Source organism: Xanthomonas campestris pv. campestris str. ATCC 33913, assembly GCF_000007145.1.
GTDB lineage: Bacteria > Pseudomonadota > Gammaproteobacteria > Xanthomonadales > Xanthomonadaceae > Xanthomonas > Xanthomonas campestris.
This window is the reverse complement of the sequence record NC_003902.1, coordinates 1,053,892-1,075,547: the sequence shown is the minus strand read 5'-3', so window position 1 is coordinate 1,075,547 and position 21,656 is coordinate 1,053,892. Positions and strand designations below refer to the sequence as shown.

The following is a 21,656-nucleotide window of genomic DNA, read 5'->3' as shown; positions in this document are numbered from 1 at the left end:
GCCGCTAGCCTGCGAAGCTGATCCTTGGGGAAACCGACGATGCGCACACCCATCCTGTCCCTGCTTTCCCTGGCCGCGTTGAGCGGCTGCGCCGTTGCTGCCGACAAGCCCGTTGTCGCCGACGCATCCGTGCCGTCTGCGCCTGTCGAAGTGGTCGAAGCCGATATTGCGGCCCTGCAGGCCCGCATGCAGGCCGGCCGGTCCAGCAGCGCCCAACTCACGTACGCCTACCTGCAACGCATCGCCCGCATCGACCGCAGCGGACCACGCCTAAATGCAGTGATCGAACTGAACCCGCAGGCCGAAGCCGACGCCGCCGCGCTGGATGCCGAACGTCGTGCCGGCCAGGTGCGCGGCCCGCTGCACGGCATCCCGCTCCTGCTCAAGGACAACATCGACGCGCTGCCGATGGTCAACAGCGCCGGGTCGCTGGCGTTGGCCAGCTTCCGTCCCACACAGGATGCGTTCCTGGTGCGGCGCCTGCGCGCGGCGGGCGCGGTGATCCTGGGCAAGACCAACCTCAGCGAATGGGCCAATTTTCGCTCTACCCAATCCAGTTCGGGCTGGAGCGGCCGCGGCGGGCTGACTCGTAATCCGTACGCGCTGGACCGCAACCCATGCGGCTCCAGCGCCGGCACCGGCGCGGCGATTGCCGCCAGCCTGGCGACGGTAGGCATCGGCACCGAGACCGATGGCAGCATCACCTGCCGGGCTGCAGTCAATGGCCTGGTCGGGCTCAAGCCCACGGTGGGTCTGGTCAGCCGTGACGGCATCATTCCCATCTCGGCCAGCCAGGACACCGCCGGGCCGATGACGCGCAGCGTTGCCGATGCGGCCGCGGTACTGCAGGCAATTGCCGCACCCGATCCGCAGGATCCGGCCACGCGCACTGCGCCGTCGTCCACACCGAACTATCTCGCCCACCTCAAACCCGATGGCCTGCGCGGCGCGCGCCTGGGCCTGTTGCGCAATCCACTGCGCGAGGATCCCGCGATCGCCGCCGCGTTGGATCGCGCCGTACAGACCCTGCGCGCGGCAGGCGCCACGGTGATCGAAACCCGCCTGGCCACCGATGGACAGTGGGATGCCGCTGAGCAGACGGTCCTGTTGGTCGAATTTAAGGCCGGCTTGAATGCCTACCTGCGCAGCCACGCCGCGCCGGTCAAAGACCTGGATGCGCTGGTTGCCTTCAATCGCGCCAATGCGCAGCGCGAAATGCCCTACTTCGGCCAGGAGTTGTTCGAGCAGGCGCAGGCTGCGCCGGGCCTGGAGGACCCGGCTTATCTGAGCGCGCGCGCCAGCGCCAGACGGCTCGCCGGCGAACAAGGCATCGACGCCGCACTGAAGGCCGACCGCCTGGACGCGCTGATCGTCCCGACCACCGGCCCTGCCTGGGTTACCACGCTCGGCAAGGGCGACACGTTTCCCGGTGCCGGCTACGGCGCCGCGGCAGTGGCCGGATATCCCAGCCTGAGTGTGCCGATGGGGCAAACCCAGGGCTTGCCGCTCGGATTGCTGTTCATGGGCGCCGCGTGGAGCGAGCCGCGCCTGATCGAACTGGGCTACGCCTACGAGCAACGCAGCCATGCGCGGTTTGCGCCCGGCTACGCGCCAAGCGCACCGCCGGCGGCGACACCGGGCCCATCGCAACCGAAGACGGCCGACTGACCGCACCGCAAGGAAGCGTGGAGGCGATGCAGGCAGCGACATCACCAAACAACATCACCAGGATGTCGCGCTACTTGCAGCCCAGGCAGCTGCGCACTGCCAGCCGTGTCGGTGCACAGCATCGCGAACCGATCGGCCGCCAGCACATACCTCGGCGGCCAAGCGCCTTAGCAGGTAACGCTAGATCGACGCTGCAGGCTCGCCGTCTTCCGCTCCCGGCGAGCGCACGCTTTCCGGCGCGATCGGCTGCGGCGTACGGGACGCGGGCTTTTCTTCGCCGGTAATTTCGGCACGGATCCTCGGCAATGCGTAGGCGTGCTCGCGGGTCAGGAAATCGATCATGCGCTCGCGCACCAGGCAGCGCAGGTCGAACGCGTCGCCGGAATTACGCGCACTCACCAGCAGACGCACCTGGATGGTGTTGTCGCTGGTATCGGTGATCTGGGTGACGCAGACACGCCCGTCCCATAGCGGCTCGCTGTGGCAGATACGCTCCAGCTCTGCGCGTACCGCGGCGATCGGCGTGCGGTAATCCAGCCACAGGAACGCGGTACCCAGCAGGTCGGCGCTGGCACGCGTCCAGTTCTGGAACGGGTTCTCGATGAACCAGGTCAGCGGCACCACCATGCGCCGCTCATCCCAGATGCGCACCACCACATAAGAGCTGCCGATCTCCTCGATCCGCCCCCATTCGCCTTCCACAATCACCACATCGTCCAGGCGGATCGGCTGCGTCAGCGCGATCTGCAAACCGGCGATCAGGTTGCCGAACACCGGCTTGGCGGCGATACCGGCCACCAGGCCGATGATGCCCGCCGAGGCCAATAACGTCTTGCCGATCTGGCGCACCTGCTCAAAGCCCAGCAGCACCACCGAGATACCGAGCAGGATCACTGCACCCATCACCACCCGGCTCAGCACGCGCGTCTGCGTCTGGATGCGTCTGGCGGTGAGGTTATCGGCCACCTCGATCGGGTTGCTGCGCAGGATCGCCGCCTCGCCGGCAGCCACCGCGCGCACCAGCAGCCAGGTCACACAGCCGACGATGCCCACGTGCAGCAGGTGCTGCACAGCGGCCAGCGCCTTTTCCGACAACGGCGTGGCTTCGGTGGCAACGCTGAGAAACAGCAGCGGCAGGATGAAGGCCGCCGGCAAGGTGACCACGCGGATGATGCGTGCGCGGCGATAGTCGCGGCCCTGCATGCGGCGGAACAGCCACAGCAGCAATGACCAGGCCACCAGCCCCGCCAGCAGTGCAGCGCCTAGCGGGATGGCGTATTCGCGAATGACGTTCCAATCGGCAGTCAAACCGTTCCTCCTGTGGGGGGAAAGAGGGATGGCTGCAGGAGCATGCCGCAAGCGGCATGAGCATCACGTCATGCGCACGCGCGTTTAGAGCGGCTAACAAAACGTAGCGAGCAGCCGTCAGGTGGGTGCGGACGGCGCGGAGGAACCGGCGTGTACGGGGTACATGCCGATTCCGAGCACCGGCCGCGCCCGCCTGGCGGCTGCGCAGTCGTTTTGATCGCTGCTCTTAGCCGCCCAGCGGCTGCGCGGCCACCTGTTGCTGTTTGCGTACGATCGCCATGGCGATCTCCAGCGACTGCTCGTAATTCAGGCGCGGATCCACGCTGGACCGGTACGCACGCTCGAGGTCGCGTTCGGTCAGCTCACGCGCGCCACCGGTGCACTCGGTGACATCTTCGCCGGTCAGTTCCAGATGCACCCCGCCAAGACGCGTGCCTGCGGCGGCGTGCAGGTCGAACGACAGTTCCACCTCGCTACGGATGTTGTCGAACCGCCGCGTCTTGTAGCCGTTGCCGGTGCTTTCGGTATTGCCATGCATCGCATCGCACACCCACAGCACGCGCCGGCCGTCGCGCTTGACCGCATCCAGCAGCGGCGGCAATTTCTCGGCAATCTGTGCGGCGCCCATGCGGTGAATGAAGCTCAGGCGGCCTGGCTCGTCTTCGGGATTGAGCACATCCATCAAACGCAGCAACTGATCCGGCTGCACCGACGGCCCCACCTTGATCGCGATCGGGTTACGCACGCCGCGCAGATATTCCACATGCGCGCCATCGAGCGCCGCGGTGCGCATGCCGATCCACGGGTAATGCGTACTGAGGTTGAACCAACCCCATTGGCGCGGCACCTGCCGGGTCAGACCTTCTTCGTAGGGCAGCAGCAAAGCCTCGTGCGAGGTGTAGAAGTCGATGCGATTGAGGTTGTAGACCTCCGCTCCCGACAACGTCTCCATGAAGCGCACCGCATCGCCGATCGAGGACACCATCTTCTGGTAGTCGGCTGCCAGCGGCGAATAACCCACCCACTGCAGATTCCAGTATTCGGGATGATGCAGGTCGGCGAAGCCGCCATCGATCAGCGCCCGCACGAAATTCATCGTCATCGCCGAGCGCGAATGCGCGGTGATCATGCGGCGCGGATCGGGCACGCGCGCGGCTTCGGTGAAGGCCGGCGCGTTGATCACATCACCGCGGTAGCTCGGCAGCGTTACGCCATCGCGCGTCTCGGTATCGGCCGAACGCGGCTTGGCGTACTGGCCTGCAAACCGGCCCACCCGCACCACCGGCAGGCGCAAGCCATGCACCAGCACCAGGCTCATTTGCAGCAGCACCTTCAGGCGATTGGAGATGGTGCCCGATTCGCAATCGCTGAAGTTCTCCGCGCAGTCGCCGCCCTGCAGCAGGAAGCGCTTGCCCTCCTGCGCTTCGGCCAGCTGGCGCTTGAGCGCGAAGATTTCCCACGACGTCACCAACGGCGGCAATTGGCGCAGCTCATCGAGCGTGTGCTCCAACGCCGCCGCATCCGGATAGGTCGGCATCTGCAGCGCCGTGCGTTGGCGCCAGCTTTGCGGCGACCAGGCGTCCGGCTGGTGGTCGGTCGAGTGGGAAGAAGCGGACATCGTGTACTCCAGAAGATCGCAGACGCCGGCCGCAGCCGGACCCATCAGAACAACTTGCGCGGGCCGCGGTGCTTGAAGCCCGCATACAGCGCCCACAGCGCCAGGCCGACAAACCAGACCATGCTCCACATCGGCATGCTCAGCCCCAGAAAGCGCCAGTCGATATTGCCGCAGTCACCGGTGCCCGTCAGCACCGTGCGGAACACTTCGAACGGGCCCATCGTTTCGCTCAGAAAACTCAGCGGCGGCCCACACGAAGACATCATGTCCTTGGGACGGATCTGCACCCACACATGCCGCGCCGCAATGCCCATGCCCACGCCGGCAGCAATGAAGGCCAGCACGCCATACGCCTTGCGCCCACCGGCCCCACGTGGGCCATGTAAGGCGCCCAGCAGGAACAGCAAGGCCAATGTGGCAAACGCGATGCGCTGGAAAATGCACAGCGGGCATGGTTCCAGGCCCAGATGCAGCTGCACGTAGATCGCATAGGCCAGCAAGCCGGCACAGGCCAGAAAGCCCAGCAGGAATTGCGCCCGAAAACCCCAACGGAATGGATTCATCGTTACCGCTTGCCAAGGACCAAGATGCGGATTATCTGCCATCCCCGGCCCGCTGACCACGCATGCTCGGGGCCGCTGCGGCAATCCGTGCCGATGCTGCGCTTAACTGACACCCGCTTCGCTTGATTGCCTGCAACCGCGCGCCGCTTTCGACCAGAGCAGCCTGGCGCAGGAACCGCTGGTGGCGACGCGCGGCAGCATCGCAGCCCGTTGATACAGGCGCTGGGGCACTACCAGAACACAGCTCTACAGCAGACGTGAATGAGGTTATCGGCCCTCGCCGCTTACGTCCTTTCGCATCCGCACCCGAGGCAAGCAGATGGCGTACGCCGGTGGTGTGGACAGCAGCGCCGGGTGCGCGTGAACACGCCAGGACGGCATCGCTACTGCGATGGCATCAGCGCGCTCTTCAAGGGCCGCAGTCCACCGTGGACGTTACCGATGCCCAGCTGCCGCCTCTTCCGCGCACCGGCCGACACCGCTGGTCCAGCGCATGCAAGCCAGCACACACCTCACCGCTGGTCCACAACGAAAAAGCCCGGCATGGGCCGGGCTCCTTCAAGAATCTTTGCGACGAGACGATCCGATTATTCGGACACTTCCTCGGCGACGACCGGACGGTCGACCAGCTCCACATACGCCATCGGCGCATTGTCACCGGCACGGAAGCCAGCCTTCAGGATGCGCAGGTAGCCGCCGGGACGGGTCGCGTAACGCGGGCCCAGCTCGACGAACAGCTTGCCCACGGCTTCCTTGTCGCGCAGGCGGGCGAACGCCAGACGACGGTTTGCAACGCCATCGACCTTGCCGATGGTGATCAGCGGCTCGGCAACACGACGCAGTTCCTTGGCCTTCGGCAAGGTGGTTTTGATCAGCTCGTGCTTGAACAGCGAGGCTGCCATGTTGCGGAACATGGCCTCGCGGTGCGCGCTGGTGCGGTTGAACTTACGACCGGATTTCTGGTGACGCATGAGTGTGATTCCTATGGAATATTGAGACTACTGAGAGACGTTGTCGCCATCCTGGCGCTGTTGAATGGACTGCGGTTGGTCCGAGCCGGTTGTCCTTGACCGGGTGCCACCGCGGGCTTTGGCCCGTCGATGTAAAAAAAGCATGGGCGCCCGAAGACGCCCATGCGGTGTTGCATTAACCAAGCATGCCGTGCTGAGCGACACCGGCCGGCGGCCAGTTCTCCAGCTTCATACCCAGTGCAAGGCCGCGCTGTGCCAGCACTTCCTTGATTTCGGTCAGCGACTTCTTGCCCAGATTCGGGGTCTTGAGCAGCTCGACTTCGGTCTTCTGGATCAGATCGCCGATGTAGTAGATGCTCTCAGCCTTCAGGCAGTTGGCCGAACGCACGGTCAGCTCGAGGTCGTCGATCGGGCGCAGCAGCACCGGATCCACGCCGCTGGCAGCCGGCTTGGCCGCACCGCGATCGCGGTGGGTGAAATCGCCGAACACCGACAGCTGATCGCTGAGGATGTCGGCGGCGGTGCGCACGGCTTCCTCGGCATCGATCGTGCCGTTGGTTTCGATATCGATGACCAGCTTGTCGAGGTCGGTACGCTGTTCGACGCGTGCAGCTTCCACGGCATAGGCAACGCGACGCACGGGCGAGAACGACGCATCCAGCATCAGACGACCGATGGTGCGGGTCTCTTCGTCCGGACGACGACGCGCGGCAGCCGGCTGATAGCCAAAACCACGCTCGATCTTCAGGCGCATGTTCAGCGCCGTGTCCTTGGTCAGGTGGCAGATCACGTGGTCGCCGTTGATGATCTCAACGTTGTGATCGGTCCTGATGTCGGCCGCAGTGACCGTACCCGGACCCTGCTTGGACAACGACAGCGTGGCGCTATCGCCGCTGTGCATCCGGATTGCCACATCCTTCAGGTTGAGCAGGACGTCAAGCACGTCTTCCTGCAGCCCTTCGACCGTGGTGTACTCATGCAGCACGCCGTCGATCTCGACCTCGGTGATCGCAAAACCGGGGATCGACGACAACAGCACACGACGCAGGGCATTGCCCAGCGTGTGCCCGTAACCGCGCTCCAACGGTTCGATTACGACCTTTGCGCGGTTGTCGGTAAGACGTTCGATCTGCGGACCGCGGGGGCGCAGAACCTGGTTGGCGGTAACCGTCATGTTGCGGGGTCTCCTGCGAACCTCCGGCGGTGCCGGAGGCTCTCCAATGTGAATTACTTCGAATACAACTCGACGATCAGCGCTTCGTTGATATCCGAAGGCAGGTCGGCGCGATCCGGAACGGCCTTGAACACGCCGCTGAACTTCTTCGAATCGACTTCGACCCACGACGGTGTCATGTCGTGCTGCTCAGCCACGGTCAGGGCTTCCTGCACGCGGAGCTGCTTCTGTGCCTTTTCCGACAGCGTGATCGCATCGCCAGCCTTGATCTGGTACGAAGCCAGATTCACCGACTTGCCATTGACCAGCACGCCACGGTGCGACACCAGCTGGCGCGCGGCCGGACGGGTGACGGCAAAGCCCATGCGGTAGCAGACGTTGTCCAGACGGGTTTCCAGCAACTGCAGCAGGTTCTCGCCGGTGTTGCCCTTCTTGGTCGAGGCCTTCTTGTAGTAGTTGCGGAACTGACGCTCCAGCAAACCGTAGATGCGCTTGACCTTCTGCTTTTCACGCAGCTGGGTAGCGTAGTCGGAGAGCTTGCCCTTGCGAGCCGCGCCGTGCTGGCCGGGCTTCTGCTCAAGCTTGCACTTGGAGTCCAGCGCACGCGCCGGGCTCTTGAGGGAAAGGTCGGCACCTTCACGGCGCGCGAGCTTACAGGTAGGACCGATATAACGAGCCATTTCTTATCGCTCCCTTTAGACGCGACGCTTCTTCGGCGGACGGCACCCGTTGTGCGGGATTGGCGTCACGTCGATGATGTTGGTGATCTTGTAGCCCACGTTGTTCAACGAACGCACGGCCGACTCACGGCCCGGACCCGGACCCTTGATACGCACTTCCAGCGACTTCACGCCGTAGTCGAGCGCAGCGCGGCCAGCCTTTTCGGCGGCAACCTGAGCAGCGAACGGGGTCGACTTGCGCGAACCACGAAAACCGGCGCCGCCGGACGTAGCCCACGACAGCGCATTACCCTGGCGATCGGTGATGGTGACGATGGTGTTGTTGAACGAAGCGTGGACGTGAGCGACGCCGTCAGTGATGACGCGCTTGATCTTCTTCTTCGTTTTCTTTTCTGCTGGCTTTGCCATGATCTATCCCTTACTTCCTGATCGCCTTGCGCGGACCCTTACGGGTGCGGGCGTTGGTACGGGTACGCTGGCCACGCAGCGGGTGACCACGGCGATGACGCAGACCGCGATAGCAGCCCAGATCCATCAGTCGCTTGATCGCGATACCGATTTCGCGGCGCAGGTCGCCTTCGACGACATACTTGCCGACTTCGGCGCGCAGGCGCTCGATTTCGGGTTCGGACAGATCACGAATCTTCGTGGTCGAGGTGACGCCTGCGGATTCGCAGAGCTTCTTAGAACGGGTACGGCCGATGCCGTAGATGCTTTGCAACCCGACCCAGACGTGCTTCTGGGCTGGCAGGTTGACGCCTGCAATACGCGCCATGACGCGATTCTCCAACTGAGTGATGGCCCGACAGCGCCCAAGCGCCATCCGGCAGGATGGATCAAAAGTGAACTGGGAATTGTAGCAAGGCCTCGGATTGCTTTGAAGCCCGTGGAACCAAAAGTTCCATGGACCCGGCGTGGGGAGTGTGCCCTCGCTCCGGCGCCGGACGGTGTTGATCCAGAAAACTGCTCCGAATCGCCTGTGCTACTCCCGCACAGGACCACCCCGTCACACCCGCGCGCGAGACGTCGCGCGAGCCGCCCTTCTGATCGGAAGATCGTGGCCCGGGAACCAGGCCGTCTTCACGTAATGAAGAACTAGTGTACCACTTAACCGCGCGCCAGACCGCCGCGCGAGCCGCCCTTGAGGTTGGCCTTCTTCAGCAGGCTCTCATACTGGTGCGACATCAGATGCGCCTGGATCTGCGCAATGAAGTCCATCACCACCACCACCGCAATCAACAGCGAGGTGCCACCGAAGTGGAACGAGGTGCCGAGCTGCGTGCGCATGATTTCCGGCAGCAGGCAGACGATCACCAGGTACAGCGAACCGGCAGCAGTCAAGCGGGTCAGCACGCCGTCGACATAGTCGGCAGTGGCCTTGCCCGGCCGGATACCCGGAATCAACGCACCCGACTTCTTGAGGTTGTCGGCGGTTTCCTGCGAGTTGAAGACCAGCGCGGTATAGAAGAATGCGAAACCAATAATCAGCGCCGCAAACACCAGCATATGCACCGGCTCGCCAGGGCCCAGGGCATTGGCAACGCGCTGCAGCCACGAACCCACGCCACTGCCGGAGGCAGCCTGACCCGACCACATCGACAGCGTGGCGGGGAACGCCAGGATGCTGGATGCGAAGATCGGCGGAATCACGCCGGCCATGTTGAGCTTGAGCGGCAGGAACGAAGTCTGATTCATGTACGCGTTACGACCACCCTGGCGACGCGCATAGTTCACCGTAATGCGCCGCTGACCACGCTCGACGAACACCACAAACAGCGTAAACGCCAGGATGGTGATGACGATCAGCAGCAACGAGATGAAGCTCAGATTGCCTTCGCGGAATGCTTCGACAGTCTGGATTGCGCCCGACGGAAGCCCTGCGACGATGCCGGCAAAGATGATCAACGACACACCGTTACCGATGCCGCGCTCAGTCACCTGCTCGCCCACCCACATCAGGAAGATGGTGCCGGCAGTCAGTGCAATTACTGCAGTCAGCACAAAGCCCATGCCCGGCGCGTATACCACCGGAGCGCCACCCGGCGCGGTCTGATTCTGCAGTGCCAGCGCGATACTGCCGCCCTGCACCACCGCCAGAAGCACCGCACCGATGCGCGAATACTGGGTGATCTTGCGTCGGCCGGATTCGCCTTCTTTCTGCATCGCCTTGAGCGCGGGAAAGATGTGCGTGGCCAGCTGGATCACGATCGATGCCGAAATGTACGGCATCACGTTCAACGCAAAAATACTGAAACGGTGCAGGGCGCCGCCCGAGAACATGTTGAACATGTCCACGATGCCGCCACCCTGCGCCTGCATCAACGAAAGCATGGCATCGGGATTCACGCCAGGCACCGGCACGTAGCAGCCGATGCGATAGACGATCAATGCCCCGAGGACGAACAACAGCCGCTGACGAAGTTCCGTGAACTTGCCAAGCCCGCCACCGAGGTTACCAATGCCAGCCTGCGCCATCTGCCGATTACTCCTCTACGCTGCCGCCAGCAGCTTCGATTGCTGCCTTGGCACCTGCGGTTGCCGCAACGCCCTTCAGCACGAACTTCTTGCTCAGCTCGCCCTTCAGCACGATCTTCGCCTTCTTGGCGCGGCTCGGTACCAGATTGGCCGCACGCAACGCTGCAAAGTCGATCTCACCGGCTTCCAGCTTATCCAGCTGATAGGACAACACTTCAGCGCTGTCACGCGCCATCTTGGAGCGGAAACCGATCTTCGGCAGACGACGCTGCATCGGGGTCTGGCCGCCTTCGAAGCCAGCCTTGATCTTGCCGCCGCCCTTACGTGCGAACGAACCCTTGTGGCCGCGGCCGCAGGTCTTGCCCAGGCCGGAGCCGATGCCGCGGCCGACGCGCGTGCGCTCGGTACGGGCGCCGTCAGCGGGCTTGAGGTCATTGAGATGCATAGTCATGGGATTAGTCCTCAACCTTGACGAGGTAGTGAACCGTATTGATCAGGCCACGCACCTGCGGGCTGTCCTTGAGTTCACGCACATCGTTGATCTTATTCAGGCCCAACGCATGCACCGACAGGCGGTGACGCGACTGGGTACCACGCAGGCCACGCACCAGGCGCACCTTCACAGTCTTGCCAGTGTCCTTAGCCATGGTTGAGCTCCTCCACCTTCTTGCCGCGCTTGGCCGCAACACGCGCCGGCGACTGCACTTCCGACAGACCCTTCAGGGTTGCACGGACCAGGTTGATCGGATTACGCGAACCAACCGCCTTGGCCAGCACGTTCTTGACGCCGACCGCCTCCAGCACAGCGCGCATGGCGCCGCCTGCGATGACGCCCGTACCTTCCGACGCCGGCTGCATGTAGACGCGGGCTGCGCCGTGACCGGACTTGACGGCATGCCACAAGGTGCCGTTGTTCAGATCAACCGTAGCCAGGTTCTTGCGCGCCTGCTCCATCGACTTCTGGATAGCGACCGGCACTTCGCGCGCCTTGCCGTAACCAAAACCGACCTTGCCCAGACCATCGCCGACCACGGTCAGCGCGGTGAAGGTGAACTGGCGACCGCCCTTGACGGTCTTGCTGACGCGGTTGACCGCGACCAGCTTCTCGATCATGCCGTCGTCGACTTTCTCTTCGCGGTTACGGTCGCGATCACGACCCCGCGGCGCACGTTCTTCTGCCATCTTGATTCCTTGAGTGATTAAGTATGTACGGCTCGAGGCCGCTTATGGTTGTGGAATACAGCAGTGTTCCCGGCGCCATTGCAGAAGAATGGGACGGCCCGGCAGACCCTGCCGGCGGTGGACGTGGAGACGACGCGAGGCCGCCTCCACAGCAGTGCTTTAGAACTGCAGGCCGCCTTCGCGGGCTGCATCGGCAAGCGCCTTGATGCGGCCGTGGTAGCGGTAGCCCGAGCGGTCGAATGCGACCTTCTCGATACCCGCAGCCTTGGCGCGCTCGGCGATCAGCTTGCCAACCTTGACGGCGGCGTCGCTGTTCTTGCCATTCTTCAGGCCGTCCTTGACGTCGGCCTGCAGGGTGTTCGCGGCTGCGATCACCTTGGAACCGTCGGCAGTGAAGACCTGCGCATACAGGTGCTGACCGGTGCGCAGCACCGACAGACGGGCGACGCCCAGTTCGCGGATGTGCGCACGGGTGGACTTCGCGCGACGCAGACGGGCAATGTTCTTGTTGATGCTCATGGTTTAATCCTATGAAAGCTGAAGGAAACAGGCTTCGGTACGAACCCGACCACGCATGGCCGGACCCGCAGAACGACCTGCATTAAGCCTTCTTGGCTTCCTTGCGAATGATGACTTCACCGGCGTACTTCACACCCTTGCCCTTATAGGGCTCCGGCGGACGGAAACCGCGGATCTTGGCGGCGACTTCGCCGACGCGCTGCTTGTCTGCGCCCTGGACCAGGATTTCGGTCTGGGTCGGGGTCGACAGCGTGATGCCTTCCGGCGCCACGAACACCAGCGGGTGCGAGAAGCCGAGCGCCAGGCTCAGATCCTTGCCCTGCATGGCGGCACGATAACCGACGCCCACCAGCTCGAGCTTGCGCTCGAAACCTTCGGAAACGCCCTTGATCATGTTGGCGAGGATCGCGCGCACGGTGCCGGTGATGGCGATCTGCGACGGATCATTGGCCGACAGGGTTGCAACGTCGCCGTCGATGGCGATTTCAACGCCGACCGGCTTCTGCAGGGTCAGGGTGCCCTTCGGGCCCTTGACGCTGATCAGCTCGGGCTGGACGTTGAGCTCAACACCCTTCGGAAGGGACACAGGCTTCTTGGCTACACGGGACATGTTCGATTCCTTCCCTTAGGCCACGAAGCACAGGACTTCACCACCAACGCCGGCTTCGCGAGCCTGCGCATCGGTCATGATGCCCTTCGACGTGGAGATGATGGCGATACCCAGGCCACCCAGGACCTTGGGCAGTTCGGTCTTGCCACGGTACTGGCGCAGACCCGAGCGCGAGAAACGCTTCAGGGTCTCGATGACCGGACGGCCTTCGAAATACTTCAGCACGATTTCCAGCTCCGACTTGTTGTTCTCGGTCGCTGTCACGCGCAGGTCAGTAATGTAACCCTCGTCCTTCAGGACTTGGGCGATCGCAACCTTGATCTTGGATGACGGCAATTTCACCGTCTGCTTACCAACCGCGGCCGCATTCTTGATGCGAACCAGCAGGTCGGCGATGGGATCAGTCATGCTCATATAAGTACCTTTGAGTGCACCGATATCCGCTTTCGCGAAAATCTTGTGTTTTCCTGGGGATGGGCCAGGACCCTTGAACGCTTCACCCCACCCTCACGGGCAAGACAGAAGCGGAAGTATACGACAAAAGAGCCCGACTTGCGTCGGACTCCCTTGTTGAACAGAACAAACCTGTTCCAACCGGCCGCGAGCGGCCGAATTGTGATTACCAGCTGGCCTTGCGCAGACCCGGAACGTCACCGTTCATGGTTGCCTTGCGCAGCATGTTGCGACCAAGACCGAACTTGCGGTAGACACCGCGCGGACGACCGGACAGCTCGCAACGGTTGCGGTGGCGGCTCGGCGACGAATCGCGCGGCAGCTTCTGCAACTTGGTCGACGCATCGATCTTCTCTTCGTAGGACGCATCCTGACTGGAGAGGATCTTCTTCAGCGCATCACGCTTGCCGGCGAACTTCTTTGCCAGCTTTGCCCGCTTGATGTCGCGGTGGATCATGGAGGTCTTTGCCATTTCGGATGTCCTCGACGGTCAGTTACGGAACGGGAACTTGAACGCTGCCAGCAGCGCCTTCGCTTCCGCATCCGTCTTGGCGGTGGTGGTGATGGCGATATCCATACCGCGAATCGCGTCGACGGCGTCGAAGTCGATTTCCGGGAAGATGATCTGCTCCTTCACACCCATGTTGAAATTGCCACGACCGTCAAAGGAGCGACCCGAGACACCACGGAAGTCGCGCACGCGCGGCAACGAGATGTTGATCAGACGGTCCAGAAACTCGTACATCTTGGCGCGACGCAACGTGGTCTTGCAGCCGATCGGCCAACCGTCGCGGATCTTGAACGATGCGACCGAAACGCGCGACTTGGTGACCACCGGCTTTTGACCGGAAATCTTGGACATGTCGGCGACCGCATTTTCCAGGATCTTCTTGTTGGTTGCCGCTTCGCCCACGCCCATGTTGAGCGTGACCTTGACCAGCTTCGGCACTTCCATCGGATTGGTGTAGCCGAATTCCTTCATCAGGGCCGGCACCACGTTTTCCTTGTAAAACTTTTCGAGACGAGTGTTCATGATCTCATTCCTCAGGCGTCGAGCGCCTCACCGCTGGAGCGGAACACACGCAATTTGCGTCCATCCTCCAGCACCTTGAAGCCAACGCGCTCGCCCTTGCCCGTTGCCGGGTTGACGATATTGACGTTGGAGATATGGATCGACGCTTCACGCTCGACCACGCCGCCGGCGACACCCGCCTGCGGGTTCGGCTTGGTATGGCGCTTGATGACGTTGGCGTTGGAGACGATCACGCGATCGCCCTCCACACGCACCACTTCACCCTGCTTACCCTTGTCCTTGCCGGTGTTGATGACGACCTGGTCGCCCTTCTTGATACGGTTAGCCATGTGTATGTCCTCCGCTCACAGCACTTCGGGAGCGAGCGAGACGATCTTCATGAACTTCTCGGAACGCAGCTCGCGCGTCACCGGCCCGAAGATGCGGGTCCCGATCGGCTCCTGCTTGTTGTTCAACAGCACAGCGGCATTGCCGTCGAAGCGGATCAGCGAACCGTCGGGACGGCGCACACCCTTGCGGGTACGCACCACGACGGCGTCGTAGACTTCGCCCTTCTTGACCTTGCCACGCGGGATGGCGTCCTTGACGGTCACCTTGATGATGTCACCGATGTGTGCGTAGCGGCGCTTAGAGCCGCCCAGCACCTTGATGCACATCACTTCCTTGGCACCCGAATTGTCGGCCACATCGAGGTAGCTCTGCATCTGGATCATGATTCAGATCTCCCTTAGACGGCCGCACGGGTGACGATTTCGACCACCCGCCAGTTCTTGGTCTTGGACATTGGCGCAATTTCAGTCACGCGCACGACATCGCCTTCGTTGCAGGCATTGTCGGCGTCGTGTGCGTGCAGCTTGGACGAGCGCTTGATGTACTTACCGTACAACGGGTGCTTGACCTGGCGCTCCACCAACACGGTGACCGTCTTGTCCATCTTGTTGCTGACGACACGGCCTTCGACCGTGCGCAGCGTTTGCTTTTCGTTGTTGTCGCTCATCGCGGCCATCCTTACTGGGTGCTGCCGAGCAGGTGCTTGACGCGAGCAATCTCGCGGCGCACCCGGCGGGTTTCGTGGGTCTTCGGCAGCTGGCCGGTGACCTGCTGCATGCGGAGCGAGAATTGCTCCTTACGCAGATCGGTCAGGTGGGCCTTCAGTTCGTCAGCCGACTTCTCGCGGAGTTGTTTGATATCCATCAGCGCACCGTCCGGGTCACGAAAGTGGTGGTCACCGAAAGCTTCGCGGCGGCAAGGCGGAACGCCTCACGTGCGATGTCCTCGGGAATACCCTCGATTTCATAGATCATGCGGCCCGGCTGAATCTGCGCGACCCAGTACTCCACGTTGCCCTTACCGGAGCCCATGCGGACTTCGATCGGCTTCTTGGTGATCGGCTTGTCGGGGAACACACGGATCCACATCTTGCCGCCCTTTTTGACGTGGCGGCTGATCGTACGGCGGGCGGCCTCGATCTGACGCGCGGTCAGCTGACCGTGCGCAGTGGCCTTGAGGCCGTATTCGCCGAAGCTGACGGCGTTTCCGCTCCATGCCAGGCCGTCATTGCGGCCCTTGTGCATCTTGCGATATTTGGTTCGCTTGGGTTGCAACATTGCCGTTACCTCGCTTCACGAGCCGGGCGCGAAGGACGGTCACCACGGTCGCCGCGATCGTTACGATCGTTGCGCGGGCTGTCGTCCTGCTTCTCCTGGCCAACCTGGGAGAAGTCAAAGACCTCGCCCTTATAGATCCAGACCTTGATCCCGATGATGCCGTACGTCGTGGACGCCTCGGCAAAACCGTAATCGATGTCGGCACGTAGCGTGTGCAGCGGCACGCGGCCTTCGCGGTACCACTCCGAACGGGCGATTTCTGCACCGTTGAGGCGGCCAGCCACATTGACCTTGATGCCCAGGGCACCCAGGCGCATCGCGTTACCGACCGAGCGCTTCATTGCACGGCGGAACATGATGCGACGCTCCAGCTGCTGCGCGATCGACTCGGCGACCAGCTGCGCGTCCAGCTCCGGCTTGCGCACTTCGGTGACGTTGATGTGGGCAGGAACACCCATCATCTCGCTCACTTCCTTGCGCAGCTTTTCGATGTCCTCACCACGCTTGCCGATCACCACGCCCGGACGGGCAGTGTGGATCGTCACGCGGGCGGTTTTGGCAGGGCGCTCGATCAAGATCTTGCTGATGCCTGCCTGCGCGAGCTTCTTGCGCAGCATTTCACGCACTTTCAGGTCGGCTGCCAGATAAGCGGCGAAGTCGGCCTTGCTTGCGTACCACTTGGAATTCCAGTCCTTGGCGATGCCGAGGCGGATTCCAGTCGGATGAACTTTATGACCCATGGTCTTTTCCTTTCCGCTTACTTGGCGGCGCCCACAACCACAGTGATGTGGCTGGTGCGCTTGAGGATGCGGGTACCGCGGCCTTTCGCCCGCGCCATGAAACGCTTCAGGGAGGGACCTTCATCAACCATGATGGTCTTGACCTTCAGCTCGTCGACATCCGCGCCCTGATTGTTTTCGGCATTGGCAATTGCCGACTCCACGACCTTTTTGATCAGGTGTGCAGCCTTTTTGTCCGAAAACTTCAGCAGATTGACCGCACGTTCGGCGGACAGTCCACGCACCTGGTCAGCGACCAGGCGGGCCTTCTGCGGGGAGATGCGCGCGGTGCGCAGGATTGCTTTCGCTTCCATCGTCATCTCTCCTTACCTGCTCGACTTCTTGTCGCCACCGTGACCCTTGAAGGTCCGGGTGACGGCAAATTCGCCGAGCTTGTGGCCGACCATATTCTCATTGACGAGCACCGGAATGTGGTTCTTACCGTTATGCACGGCGATGGTGATGCCTACCATTTCCGGCAGGATCATCGAACGGCGCGACCAGGTCTTGATCGGCTTCTTGCTACCCGCAGCGGACTCCACCTTCTTTGCAAGGTGGTGATCGACGAACGGGCCCTTCTTAAGTGAACGTGCCATGGTCGATTAGCCCCTACGATCGCGGACGATGAATTGCTGGGTGCGCTTGTTCTTGCGCGTCTTGTAACCCTTGGTCGGAACACCCCACGGGGTGACCGGATGCGGATTACCCTGGCCAGCCTTGGCCTCACCACCACCGTGCGGGTGATCGTTCGCGTTCATGGCCGCACCGCGAACGGTCGGGCGAACACCGCGCCGACGCTTGGCGCCGGCCTTGCCCAGCTTCTCGAGGTTGTGCTCGTCGTTGCCGACTTCGCCGATGGTGGCGCGGCACTCGACCGGCACCTTGCGCATTTCGCCCGAGCGCAGACGCAGCGTGGCATAGATGCCTTCGCGAGCGACCAGCTGGACGGCTGCACCGGCTGCACGTGCGATCTGAGCGCCCTTACCCGGCTTCAGCTCGATACCGTGGACCGTCGTACCGACCGGGATGTTGCGCAGCGGCAGCGCGTTACCGGTCTTGATCGGTGCGTTGGCACCGGCGATGACCTGGTCACCCGCCTTCAGGCCCTTGGGGGCGATGATGTAGCGGCGCTCGCCGTCGACATAGCACAGCAGGGCGATATGAGCGGTACGGTTCGGATCGTATTCAATCCGCTCCACACGCGCCGGAATGCCTTCCTTGTTGCGCTTGAAGTCGATGATGCGGTAGTGCTGCTTGTGGCCACCACCGACGTGACGCACGGTGATGCGGCCATGGTGGTTACGACCACCGGACTTGCTCTGCGAGTCGAGCAGTGCCGCATGCGGCGCGCCCTTGTGCAGATCGGGAGTAACCACGCGCACGGCGGAACGACGGCCGGGAGAGGTGGGTTTGAACTTCATCAATGGCATGGGTTGGACCTCAGGCCTTGGCCGTTACGTCGATGGACTGACCATCAACCAGGCGGACGTATGCCTTGCGCCAATTGCCACGGCTGCCAGCACGGTTACGGAAGGACTTGCTTTTACCCTTCACATTGACCACGTTGACCGCTTTGACCTTGACGTCGAACAGCTGCTCAACCGCGGCCTTTACATCGGCTTTGGTGGCTTCGTTCGAAACTTCGAAGACATACTGGTTGGAGATTTCCTGCAGGCGCGCGGTCTTTTCGGAGACTCGCGGAGCACGCAGCACGCTGAAGATTTTTTCGTTGCTGCTCATGCCAGCCACTCCTCGACCTTCTTGACCGCGTCAGCGGTGATCACGACCGTGTCGGCCCCGACCAGAGCGACCGGATCCAGACCCTGCACATCACGCACCTGCACATACGGCAGATTGCGGGCGGACAGATACAGGTGCTCGGAGGCTTCTTCGGTGACGATCAGCGGGCGCTTGCCCACATCCATCCCCTTCAGCTTCTCGATCAGACCCTTGGTCTTGGTTGCTTCGATGTCGAACGAGTCGACGATCATCAGACGACCCTGACGGTTCAGCTCGGAGAAGATCGCGCAGATGGCCGCACGGTACATCTTGCGGTTGACCTTCTGCTCGAAGCTGCGCGGCTTGGCCGCAAAGGTCACGCCGCCGCCGACGAAGATCGGAGCCGTCAGCGCGCCATGACGCGCACCGCCGCCCTTCTGCTTCTTCGACTTCTTGGTCGTGCCCGCAACTTCCGAACGCGTCTTCTGTGCCTTGGTGCCGGCGCGGCCGGCATTGCGATAAGCGACGACAACCTGGTGAACCAGATCTTCGCTGAATTCGCGACCGAACACGGCATCGGAGACCGAGACCTTGTTGTTGCTACCCGTGATAACGAGTTCCATCGTCATCTCTCCTTATGCCTTGCTCGCCGGACGGACGATCACGTCACCACCAGCTGCGCCAGGCACGGCGCCGCGGATGGCAATCAGACCACGTTCGACGTCGACCTTGACCACTTCCAGGTTCTGCGTGCTTTGCTGCACGGCGCCCATGTGGCCCGACATCTTCTTACCCGGGAAAACGCGACCCGGGGTCTGGCGCTGACCCAACGAACCCGGCGCGCGATGCGACAGCGAGTTACCGTGAGTTGCATCGCCCATACGGAAGTTGTAGCGCTTGATGGTGCCCTGGAAACCCTTACCCTTGGTGACGCCCTGGACGTCGACCTTCTGGCCGACCTCAAAGATGTCCGCCTTGATTTCGCCGCCGACGGCGAAATCGCCGAGCTGCGCATCTTCAACGCGGAATTCCCACAGGCCGCGACCCGCTTCCACCTTCGCCTTGGCGAAGTGACCAGCAGCCGGCTTGTTAACCAGCGCGGCGCGACGGGCACCAACGGTAATCTGCACGGCGCTGTAGCCGTCAACTTCGACGGTCTTGATCTGCGCGATGCGGTTCGGAGTTGCTTCGATCAGCGTGACCGGTACCGAGCGGCCGTCTTCAGTAAAGACGCGGCTCATACCAGCCTTGCGGCCCACGAAGCCCAACGAATATTTCTTCGTCATGGTCGTAGTCCTCAGGTCAGCTTGATCTGGACGTCGACGCCAGCCGCGAGTTCGAGCTTCATCAGCGCGTCCACGGTCTTGTCGTTCGGGTCGACGATATCGAGCACACGCTTGTGCGTGCGGGTTTCGTATTGGTCACGCGCATCCTTGTCGGCATGCGGGGATACGAGGATGGTGTAACGTTCGATCTTGGTCGGCAACGGGATCGGGCCACGCACTTGCGCGCCGGTCCGCTTGGCCGTTTCGACGATCTCGCTGGCCGAACGGTCGATCAAACGATGATCGAACGCCTTCAGCCGAATCCGGATCTTTTGGTCCGCCATGACGGTGGGTTCCTTCGTTAAAAGAGCGACGGGCAAGGCCTCTGGGATACCTGCCCCGATATTCCTGCGTAGATGAAATCGCCGTGCATCCTGCCGACGAGGGCACTTCCTCCGCCCAAAAACTGGGGCAGGCCGGCAAACCGGTCTGCCCAGACGGAAAAGTATAATGCGCAACAAGAGCACGGTCAACAACGTGAGTTGCTGAGTGCTCCATGCGACGCGACCTTCCCGGTCTGGCGAACACGAGCGGCGTCCTGCCGTTCTTTTCGCTGTAACTCAGCGCCCTACCCAGGAACGCCGAGCCGCGCATTATAGCCACGTGATTTGGCCCGCGCAAGCCTTGCAGGATCAATCCCCGCAACGCGCCCCCGCTTCACTGCACAATAAAAAAGGGCCGGCTTGCGCCGACCCTTCTCTCTACTTTCCGGCGACCGAAGTCACCGGATTGCAGGCACTTACTTGACGATCTTGGCGACCACGCCGGCGCCGACGGTGCGGCCACCTTCACGGATTGCGAAGCGCAGACCTTCGTCCATCGCGACCGGGTTGATCAGGGTCACGACCATCTTCACGTTATCGCCCGGCATCACCATTTCCACGCCTTCCGGCAGCTGGCATGCGCCAGTGATGTCGGTGGTGCGGAAGTAGAACTGCGGACGGTAGCCCTTGAAGAACGGGGTGTGACGGCCGCCCTCGTCCTTCGACAGCACGTAGACTTCGGCTTCGAACTCGGTGTGCGGCTTGATCGAACCCGGCTTGCACAGCACTTGGCCGCGCTCCACGTCGTCACGCTTGGTGCCGCGCAGCAGCAGACCGGCGTTGTCGCCTGCCTGGCCCTGGTCCAGCAACTTGCGGAACATTTCAACGCCGGTGACCGTGGTCTTCTGCGTGTCGCGGATACCGACGATTTCGATTTCATCGCCGACCTTGATGATGCCGCGCTCGATACGGCCGGTCACCACGGTGCCACGACCCGAGATCGAGAACACGTCTTCGACCGGCATCAGGAACGGACGGTCGACGTCGCGGGTCGGATCCGGAATAAAGGTATCCAGGGCTTCGACCAGCTTCAGGATCGCCGGCACACCGATGTCGCTCTGATCGCCTTCCAGCGCCAGACGGGCCGAACCGTGGATGATCGGGGTGTCGTCGCCCGGGAAGTCGTACTTGCTCAGGAGCTCACGCACTTCCATCTCGACCAGCTCAAGCAGCTCGGCGTCGTCGACCATGTCGGCCTTGTTCAGGAACACGACGATGTGCGGCACACCGACCTGACGCGAGAGCAGGATGTGCTCACGGGTCTGCGGCATCGGGCCGTCAGCGGCCGAACACACCAGGATCGCGCCATCCATCTGCGCAGCACCTGTGATCATGTTCTTGACGTAGTCGGCGTGGCCGGGGCAATCGACGTGCGCGTAATGGCGCACTGCGGACTCATATTCAACGTGCGCGGTCGAGATCGTGATACCACGCGCCTTCTCTTCCGGCGCTGCGTCGATCGCGTCGTACGCCTTGAACTCGCCACCGAAACGCTCGGCACCGATCTTGGTCAGCGCAGCGGTCAACGTGGTCTTGCCATGGTCGACGTGACCGATGGTGCCGACGTTAACGTGCAGCTTTTCGCGAAGAAATTTAGCTCTTGCCATGACTAACTACCTCTAAATTGGAAAATTTTGTGAAGCGGCTGA

General features: G+C 62.3%; 32 protein-coding genes and 1 other RNA gene. 1 reads left to right on the top strand and 32 read right to left on the bottom strand.

The window, feature by feature from the left end; translation table 11 throughout:
• Nucleotides 1-54: 54 nt before the first annotated feature.
• The gene (locus XCC_RS04785) at nucleotides 55-1,668 is read left to right on the top strand and encodes an amidase (RefSeq protein ID WP_029629031.1); all 1,614 of its coding nucleotides are present in this window, start codon (nucleotides 55-57) and stop codon (nucleotides 1,666-1,668) included.
• A gap of 180 nt (nucleotides 1,669-1,848) precedes the next feature.
• Here XCC_RS04785 and XCC_RS04780 read toward each other — a convergent pair whose 3' ends face one another.
• From XCC_RS04780 to tuf, 32 genes are all read right to left on the bottom strand, one after another.
• On the bottom strand, nucleotides 1,849-2,976 hold the full coding sequence (locus XCC_RS04780) for a mechanosensitive ion channel family protein (RefSeq protein ID WP_011036137.1): 1,128 nt from the start codon (nucleotides 2,974-2,976) through the stop codon (nucleotides 1,849-1,851).
• 91 nt (nucleotides 2,977-3,067) lie between these two features.
• A non-coding RNA gene (locus tag XCC_RS04775) (sX9 sRNA) lies at nucleotides 3,068-3,141 on the bottom strand.
• A 61-nt stretch (nucleotides 3,142-3,202) separates the two neighbouring features.
• Nucleotides 3,203-4,594: a class II 3-deoxy-7-phosphoheptulonate synthase gene (locus tag XCC_RS04770; protein WP_011036136.1), complete on the bottom strand. Its 1,392-nt coding sequence runs from the start codon at nucleotides 4,592-4,594 to the stop codon at nucleotides 3,203-3,205.
• Nucleotides 4,595-4,638: 44 nt separating this feature from the next.
• Nucleotides 4,639-5,157, bottom strand: coding sequence for a disulfide bond formation protein B (locus XCC_RS04765; protein ID WP_011036135.1), 519 nt, complete (start codon nucleotides 5,155-5,157; stop codon nucleotides 4,639-4,641).
• Nucleotides 5,158-5,744: 587 nt separating this feature from the next.
• Nucleotides 5,745-6,128 (bottom strand): 50S ribosomal protein L17, encoded by a 384-nt coding sequence (gene rplQ, locus XCC_RS04760; RefSeq protein WP_011036134.1) that lies wholly within the window; start codon nucleotides 6,126-6,128, stop codon nucleotides 5,745-5,747.
• Between the two features lie 175 nt (nucleotides 6,129-6,303).
• On the bottom strand, nucleotides 6,304-7,302 hold the full coding sequence (locus XCC_RS04755; protein WP_002811635.1) for a DNA-directed RNA polymerase subunit alpha: 999 nt from the start codon (nucleotides 7,300-7,302) through the stop codon (nucleotides 6,304-6,306).
• 53 nt (nucleotides 7,303-7,355) lie between these two features.
• Nucleotides 7,356-7,982: a 30S ribosomal protein S4 gene (gene rpsD, locus XCC_RS04750; protein WP_002811641.1), complete on the bottom strand. Its 627-nt coding sequence runs from the start codon at nucleotides 7,980-7,982 to the stop codon at nucleotides 7,356-7,358.
• Between the two features lie 15 nt (nucleotides 7,983-7,997).
• On the bottom strand, nucleotides 7,998-8,390 hold the full coding sequence (gene rpsK / locus XCC_RS04745; protein ID WP_003486671.1) for a 30S ribosomal protein S11: 393 nt from the start codon (nucleotides 8,388-8,390) through the stop codon (nucleotides 7,998-8,000).
• Nucleotides 8,391-8,400: 10 nt separating this feature from the next.
• Entirely contained in the window at nucleotides 8,401-8,757 is a 357-nt protein-coding gene (rpsM, locus tag XCC_RS04740; protein WP_011036133.1) for a 30S ribosomal protein S13, read from the bottom strand.
• A gap of 332 nt (nucleotides 8,758-9,089) precedes the next feature.
• A complete protein-coding gene (gene secY / locus XCC_RS04735; RefSeq protein WP_011036132.1) occupies nucleotides 9,090-10,457 on the bottom strand; it encodes a preprotein translocase subunit SecY in 1,368 nt (455 codons plus the stop codon).
• Nucleotides 10,458-10,464: 7 nt separating this feature from the next.
• Nucleotides 10,465-10,908, bottom strand: coding sequence for a 50S ribosomal protein L15 (gene rplO, locus XCC_RS04730; protein ID WP_012439114.1), 444 nt, complete (start codon nucleotides 10,906-10,908; stop codon nucleotides 10,465-10,467).
• A 4-nt stretch (nucleotides 10,909-10,912) separates the two neighbouring features.
• Nucleotides 10,913-11,104: a 50S ribosomal protein L30 gene (rpmD, locus tag XCC_RS04725; protein WP_006450646.1), complete on the bottom strand. Its 192-nt coding sequence runs from the start codon at nucleotides 11,102-11,104 to the stop codon at nucleotides 10,913-10,915.
• On the bottom strand, nucleotides 11,097-11,639 hold the full coding sequence (rpsE, locus tag XCC_RS04720; protein ID WP_003486682.1) for a 30S ribosomal protein S5: 543 nt from the start codon (nucleotides 11,637-11,639) through the stop codon (nucleotides 11,097-11,099). Before rpsE ends, rpmD begins: the two co-directional genes overlap by 8 nt.
• Before the next feature lie 159 nt (nucleotides 11,640-11,798).
• Nucleotides 11,799-12,158, bottom strand: a complete 360-nt coding sequence (gene rplR, locus XCC_RS04715; RefSeq protein ID WP_005993383.1) for a 50S ribosomal protein L18 — start codon at nucleotides 12,156-12,158, stop codon at nucleotides 11,799-11,801.
• An 82-nt stretch (nucleotides 12,159-12,240) separates the two neighbouring features.
• Nucleotides 12,241-12,768 carry a 50S ribosomal protein L6 gene (gene rplF / locus XCC_RS04710; RefSeq protein WP_011036130.1) on the bottom strand — a complete coding sequence of 176 codons (528 nt, stop codon included), beginning with the start codon at nucleotides 12,766-12,768 and terminating at the stop codon, nucleotides 12,241-12,243.
• Between the two features lie 15 nt (nucleotides 12,769-12,783).
• Nucleotides 12,784-13,182 carry a 30S ribosomal protein S8 gene (gene rpsH, locus XCC_RS04705; protein WP_010371096.1) on the bottom strand — a complete coding sequence of 133 codons (399 nt, stop codon included), beginning with the start codon at nucleotides 13,180-13,182 and terminating at the stop codon, nucleotides 12,784-12,786.
• Between the two features lie 205 nt (nucleotides 13,183-13,387).
• Nucleotides 13,388-13,693: a 30S ribosomal protein S14 gene (rpsN, locus tag XCC_RS04700; protein ID WP_005917137.1), complete on the bottom strand. Its 306-nt coding sequence runs from the start codon at nucleotides 13,691-13,693 to the stop codon at nucleotides 13,388-13,390.
• An 18-nt stretch (nucleotides 13,694-13,711) separates the two neighbouring features.
• The gene (rplE, locus tag XCC_RS04695; protein WP_010371090.1) at nucleotides 13,712-14,254 is read right to left on the bottom strand and encodes a 50S ribosomal protein L5; all 543 of its coding nucleotides are present in this window, start codon (nucleotides 14,252-14,254) and stop codon (nucleotides 13,712-13,714) included.
• A gap of 11 nt (nucleotides 14,255-14,265) precedes the next feature.
• Nucleotides 14,266-14,583 (bottom strand): 50S ribosomal protein L24, encoded by a 318-nt coding sequence (gene rplX, locus XCC_RS04690; protein ID WP_008571669.1) that lies wholly within the window; start codon nucleotides 14,581-14,583, stop codon nucleotides 14,266-14,268.
• Between the two features lie 15 nt (nucleotides 14,584-14,598).
• The gene (gene rplN / locus XCC_RS04685) at nucleotides 14,599-14,967 is read right to left on the bottom strand and encodes a 50S ribosomal protein L14 (protein WP_003486699.1); all 369 of its coding nucleotides are present in this window, start codon (nucleotides 14,965-14,967) and stop codon (nucleotides 14,599-14,601) included.
• Between the two features lie 14 nt (nucleotides 14,968-14,981).
• A complete protein-coding gene (gene rpsQ, locus XCC_RS04680; RefSeq protein ID WP_011036129.1) occupies nucleotides 14,982-15,251 on the bottom strand; it encodes a 30S ribosomal protein S17 in 270 nt (89 codons plus the stop codon).
• Between the two features lie 11 nt (nucleotides 15,252-15,262).
• On the bottom strand, nucleotides 15,263-15,448 hold the full coding sequence (rpmC, locus tag XCC_RS04675) for a 50S ribosomal protein L29 (RefSeq protein ID WP_011036128.1): 186 nt from the start codon (nucleotides 15,446-15,448) through the stop codon (nucleotides 15,263-15,265).
• The gene (gene rplP / locus XCC_RS04670; RefSeq protein ID WP_011036127.1) at nucleotides 15,448-15,861 is read right to left on the bottom strand and encodes a 50S ribosomal protein L16; all 414 of its coding nucleotides are present in this window, start codon (nucleotides 15,859-15,861) and stop codon (nucleotides 15,448-15,450) included. Before rplP ends, rpmC begins: the two co-directional genes overlap by 1 nt.
• A gap of 5 nt (nucleotides 15,862-15,866) precedes the next feature.
• Complete coding sequence (gene rpsC, locus XCC_RS04665) at nucleotides 15,867-16,601, bottom strand: 30S ribosomal protein S3 (protein ID WP_011036126.1); 735 nt, start codon at nucleotides 16,599-16,601, stop codon at nucleotides 15,867-15,869.
• Nucleotides 16,602-16,618: 17 nt separating this feature from the next.
• Nucleotides 16,619-16,954, bottom strand: coding sequence for a 50S ribosomal protein L22 (gene rplV, locus XCC_RS04660; RefSeq protein WP_003486710.1), 336 nt, complete (start codon nucleotides 16,952-16,954; stop codon nucleotides 16,619-16,621).
• A 12-nt stretch (nucleotides 16,955-16,966) separates the two neighbouring features.
• Nucleotides 16,967-17,236: a 30S ribosomal protein S19 gene (gene rpsS, locus XCC_RS04655; RefSeq protein WP_005993369.1), complete on the bottom strand. Its 270-nt coding sequence runs from the start codon at nucleotides 17,234-17,236 to the stop codon at nucleotides 16,967-16,969.
• Nucleotides 17,237-17,242: 6 nt separating this feature from the next.
• Nucleotides 17,243-18,070 (bottom strand): 50S ribosomal protein L2, encoded by an 828-nt coding sequence (rplB, locus tag XCC_RS04650; protein ID WP_011036125.1) that lies wholly within the window; start codon nucleotides 18,068-18,070, stop codon nucleotides 17,243-17,245.
• A 10-nt stretch (nucleotides 18,071-18,080) separates the two neighbouring features.
• Entirely contained in the window at nucleotides 18,081-18,380 is a 300-nt protein-coding gene (gene rplW, locus XCC_RS04645) for a 50S ribosomal protein L23 (protein ID WP_002811694.1), read from the bottom strand.
• Nucleotides 18,377-18,982 carry a 50S ribosomal protein L4 gene (rplD, locus tag XCC_RS04640; RefSeq protein WP_011036124.1) on the bottom strand — a complete coding sequence of 202 codons (606 nt, stop codon included), beginning with the start codon at nucleotides 18,980-18,982 and terminating at the stop codon, nucleotides 18,377-18,379. Before rplD ends, rplW begins: the two co-directional genes overlap by 4 nt.
• Nucleotides 18,983-18,994: 12 nt before the next feature.
• On the bottom strand, nucleotides 18,995-19,645 hold the full coding sequence (rplC, locus tag XCC_RS04635; RefSeq protein WP_011036123.1) for a 50S ribosomal protein L3: 651 nt from the start codon (nucleotides 19,643-19,645) through the stop codon (nucleotides 18,995-18,997).
• 11 nt (nucleotides 19,646-19,656) lie between these two features.
• Complete coding sequence (gene rpsJ / locus XCC_RS04630) at nucleotides 19,657-19,968, bottom strand: 30S ribosomal protein S10 (protein WP_011036122.1); 312 nt, start codon at nucleotides 19,966-19,968, stop codon at nucleotides 19,657-19,659.
• 455 nt (nucleotides 19,969-20,423) lie between these two features.
• Complete coding sequence (gene tuf, locus XCC_RS04625; RefSeq protein WP_011036121.1) at nucleotides 20,424-21,614, bottom strand: elongation factor Tu; 1,191 nt, start codon at nucleotides 21,612-21,614, stop codon at nucleotides 20,424-20,426.
• Nucleotides 21,615-21,656: the final 42 nt, after the last annotated feature.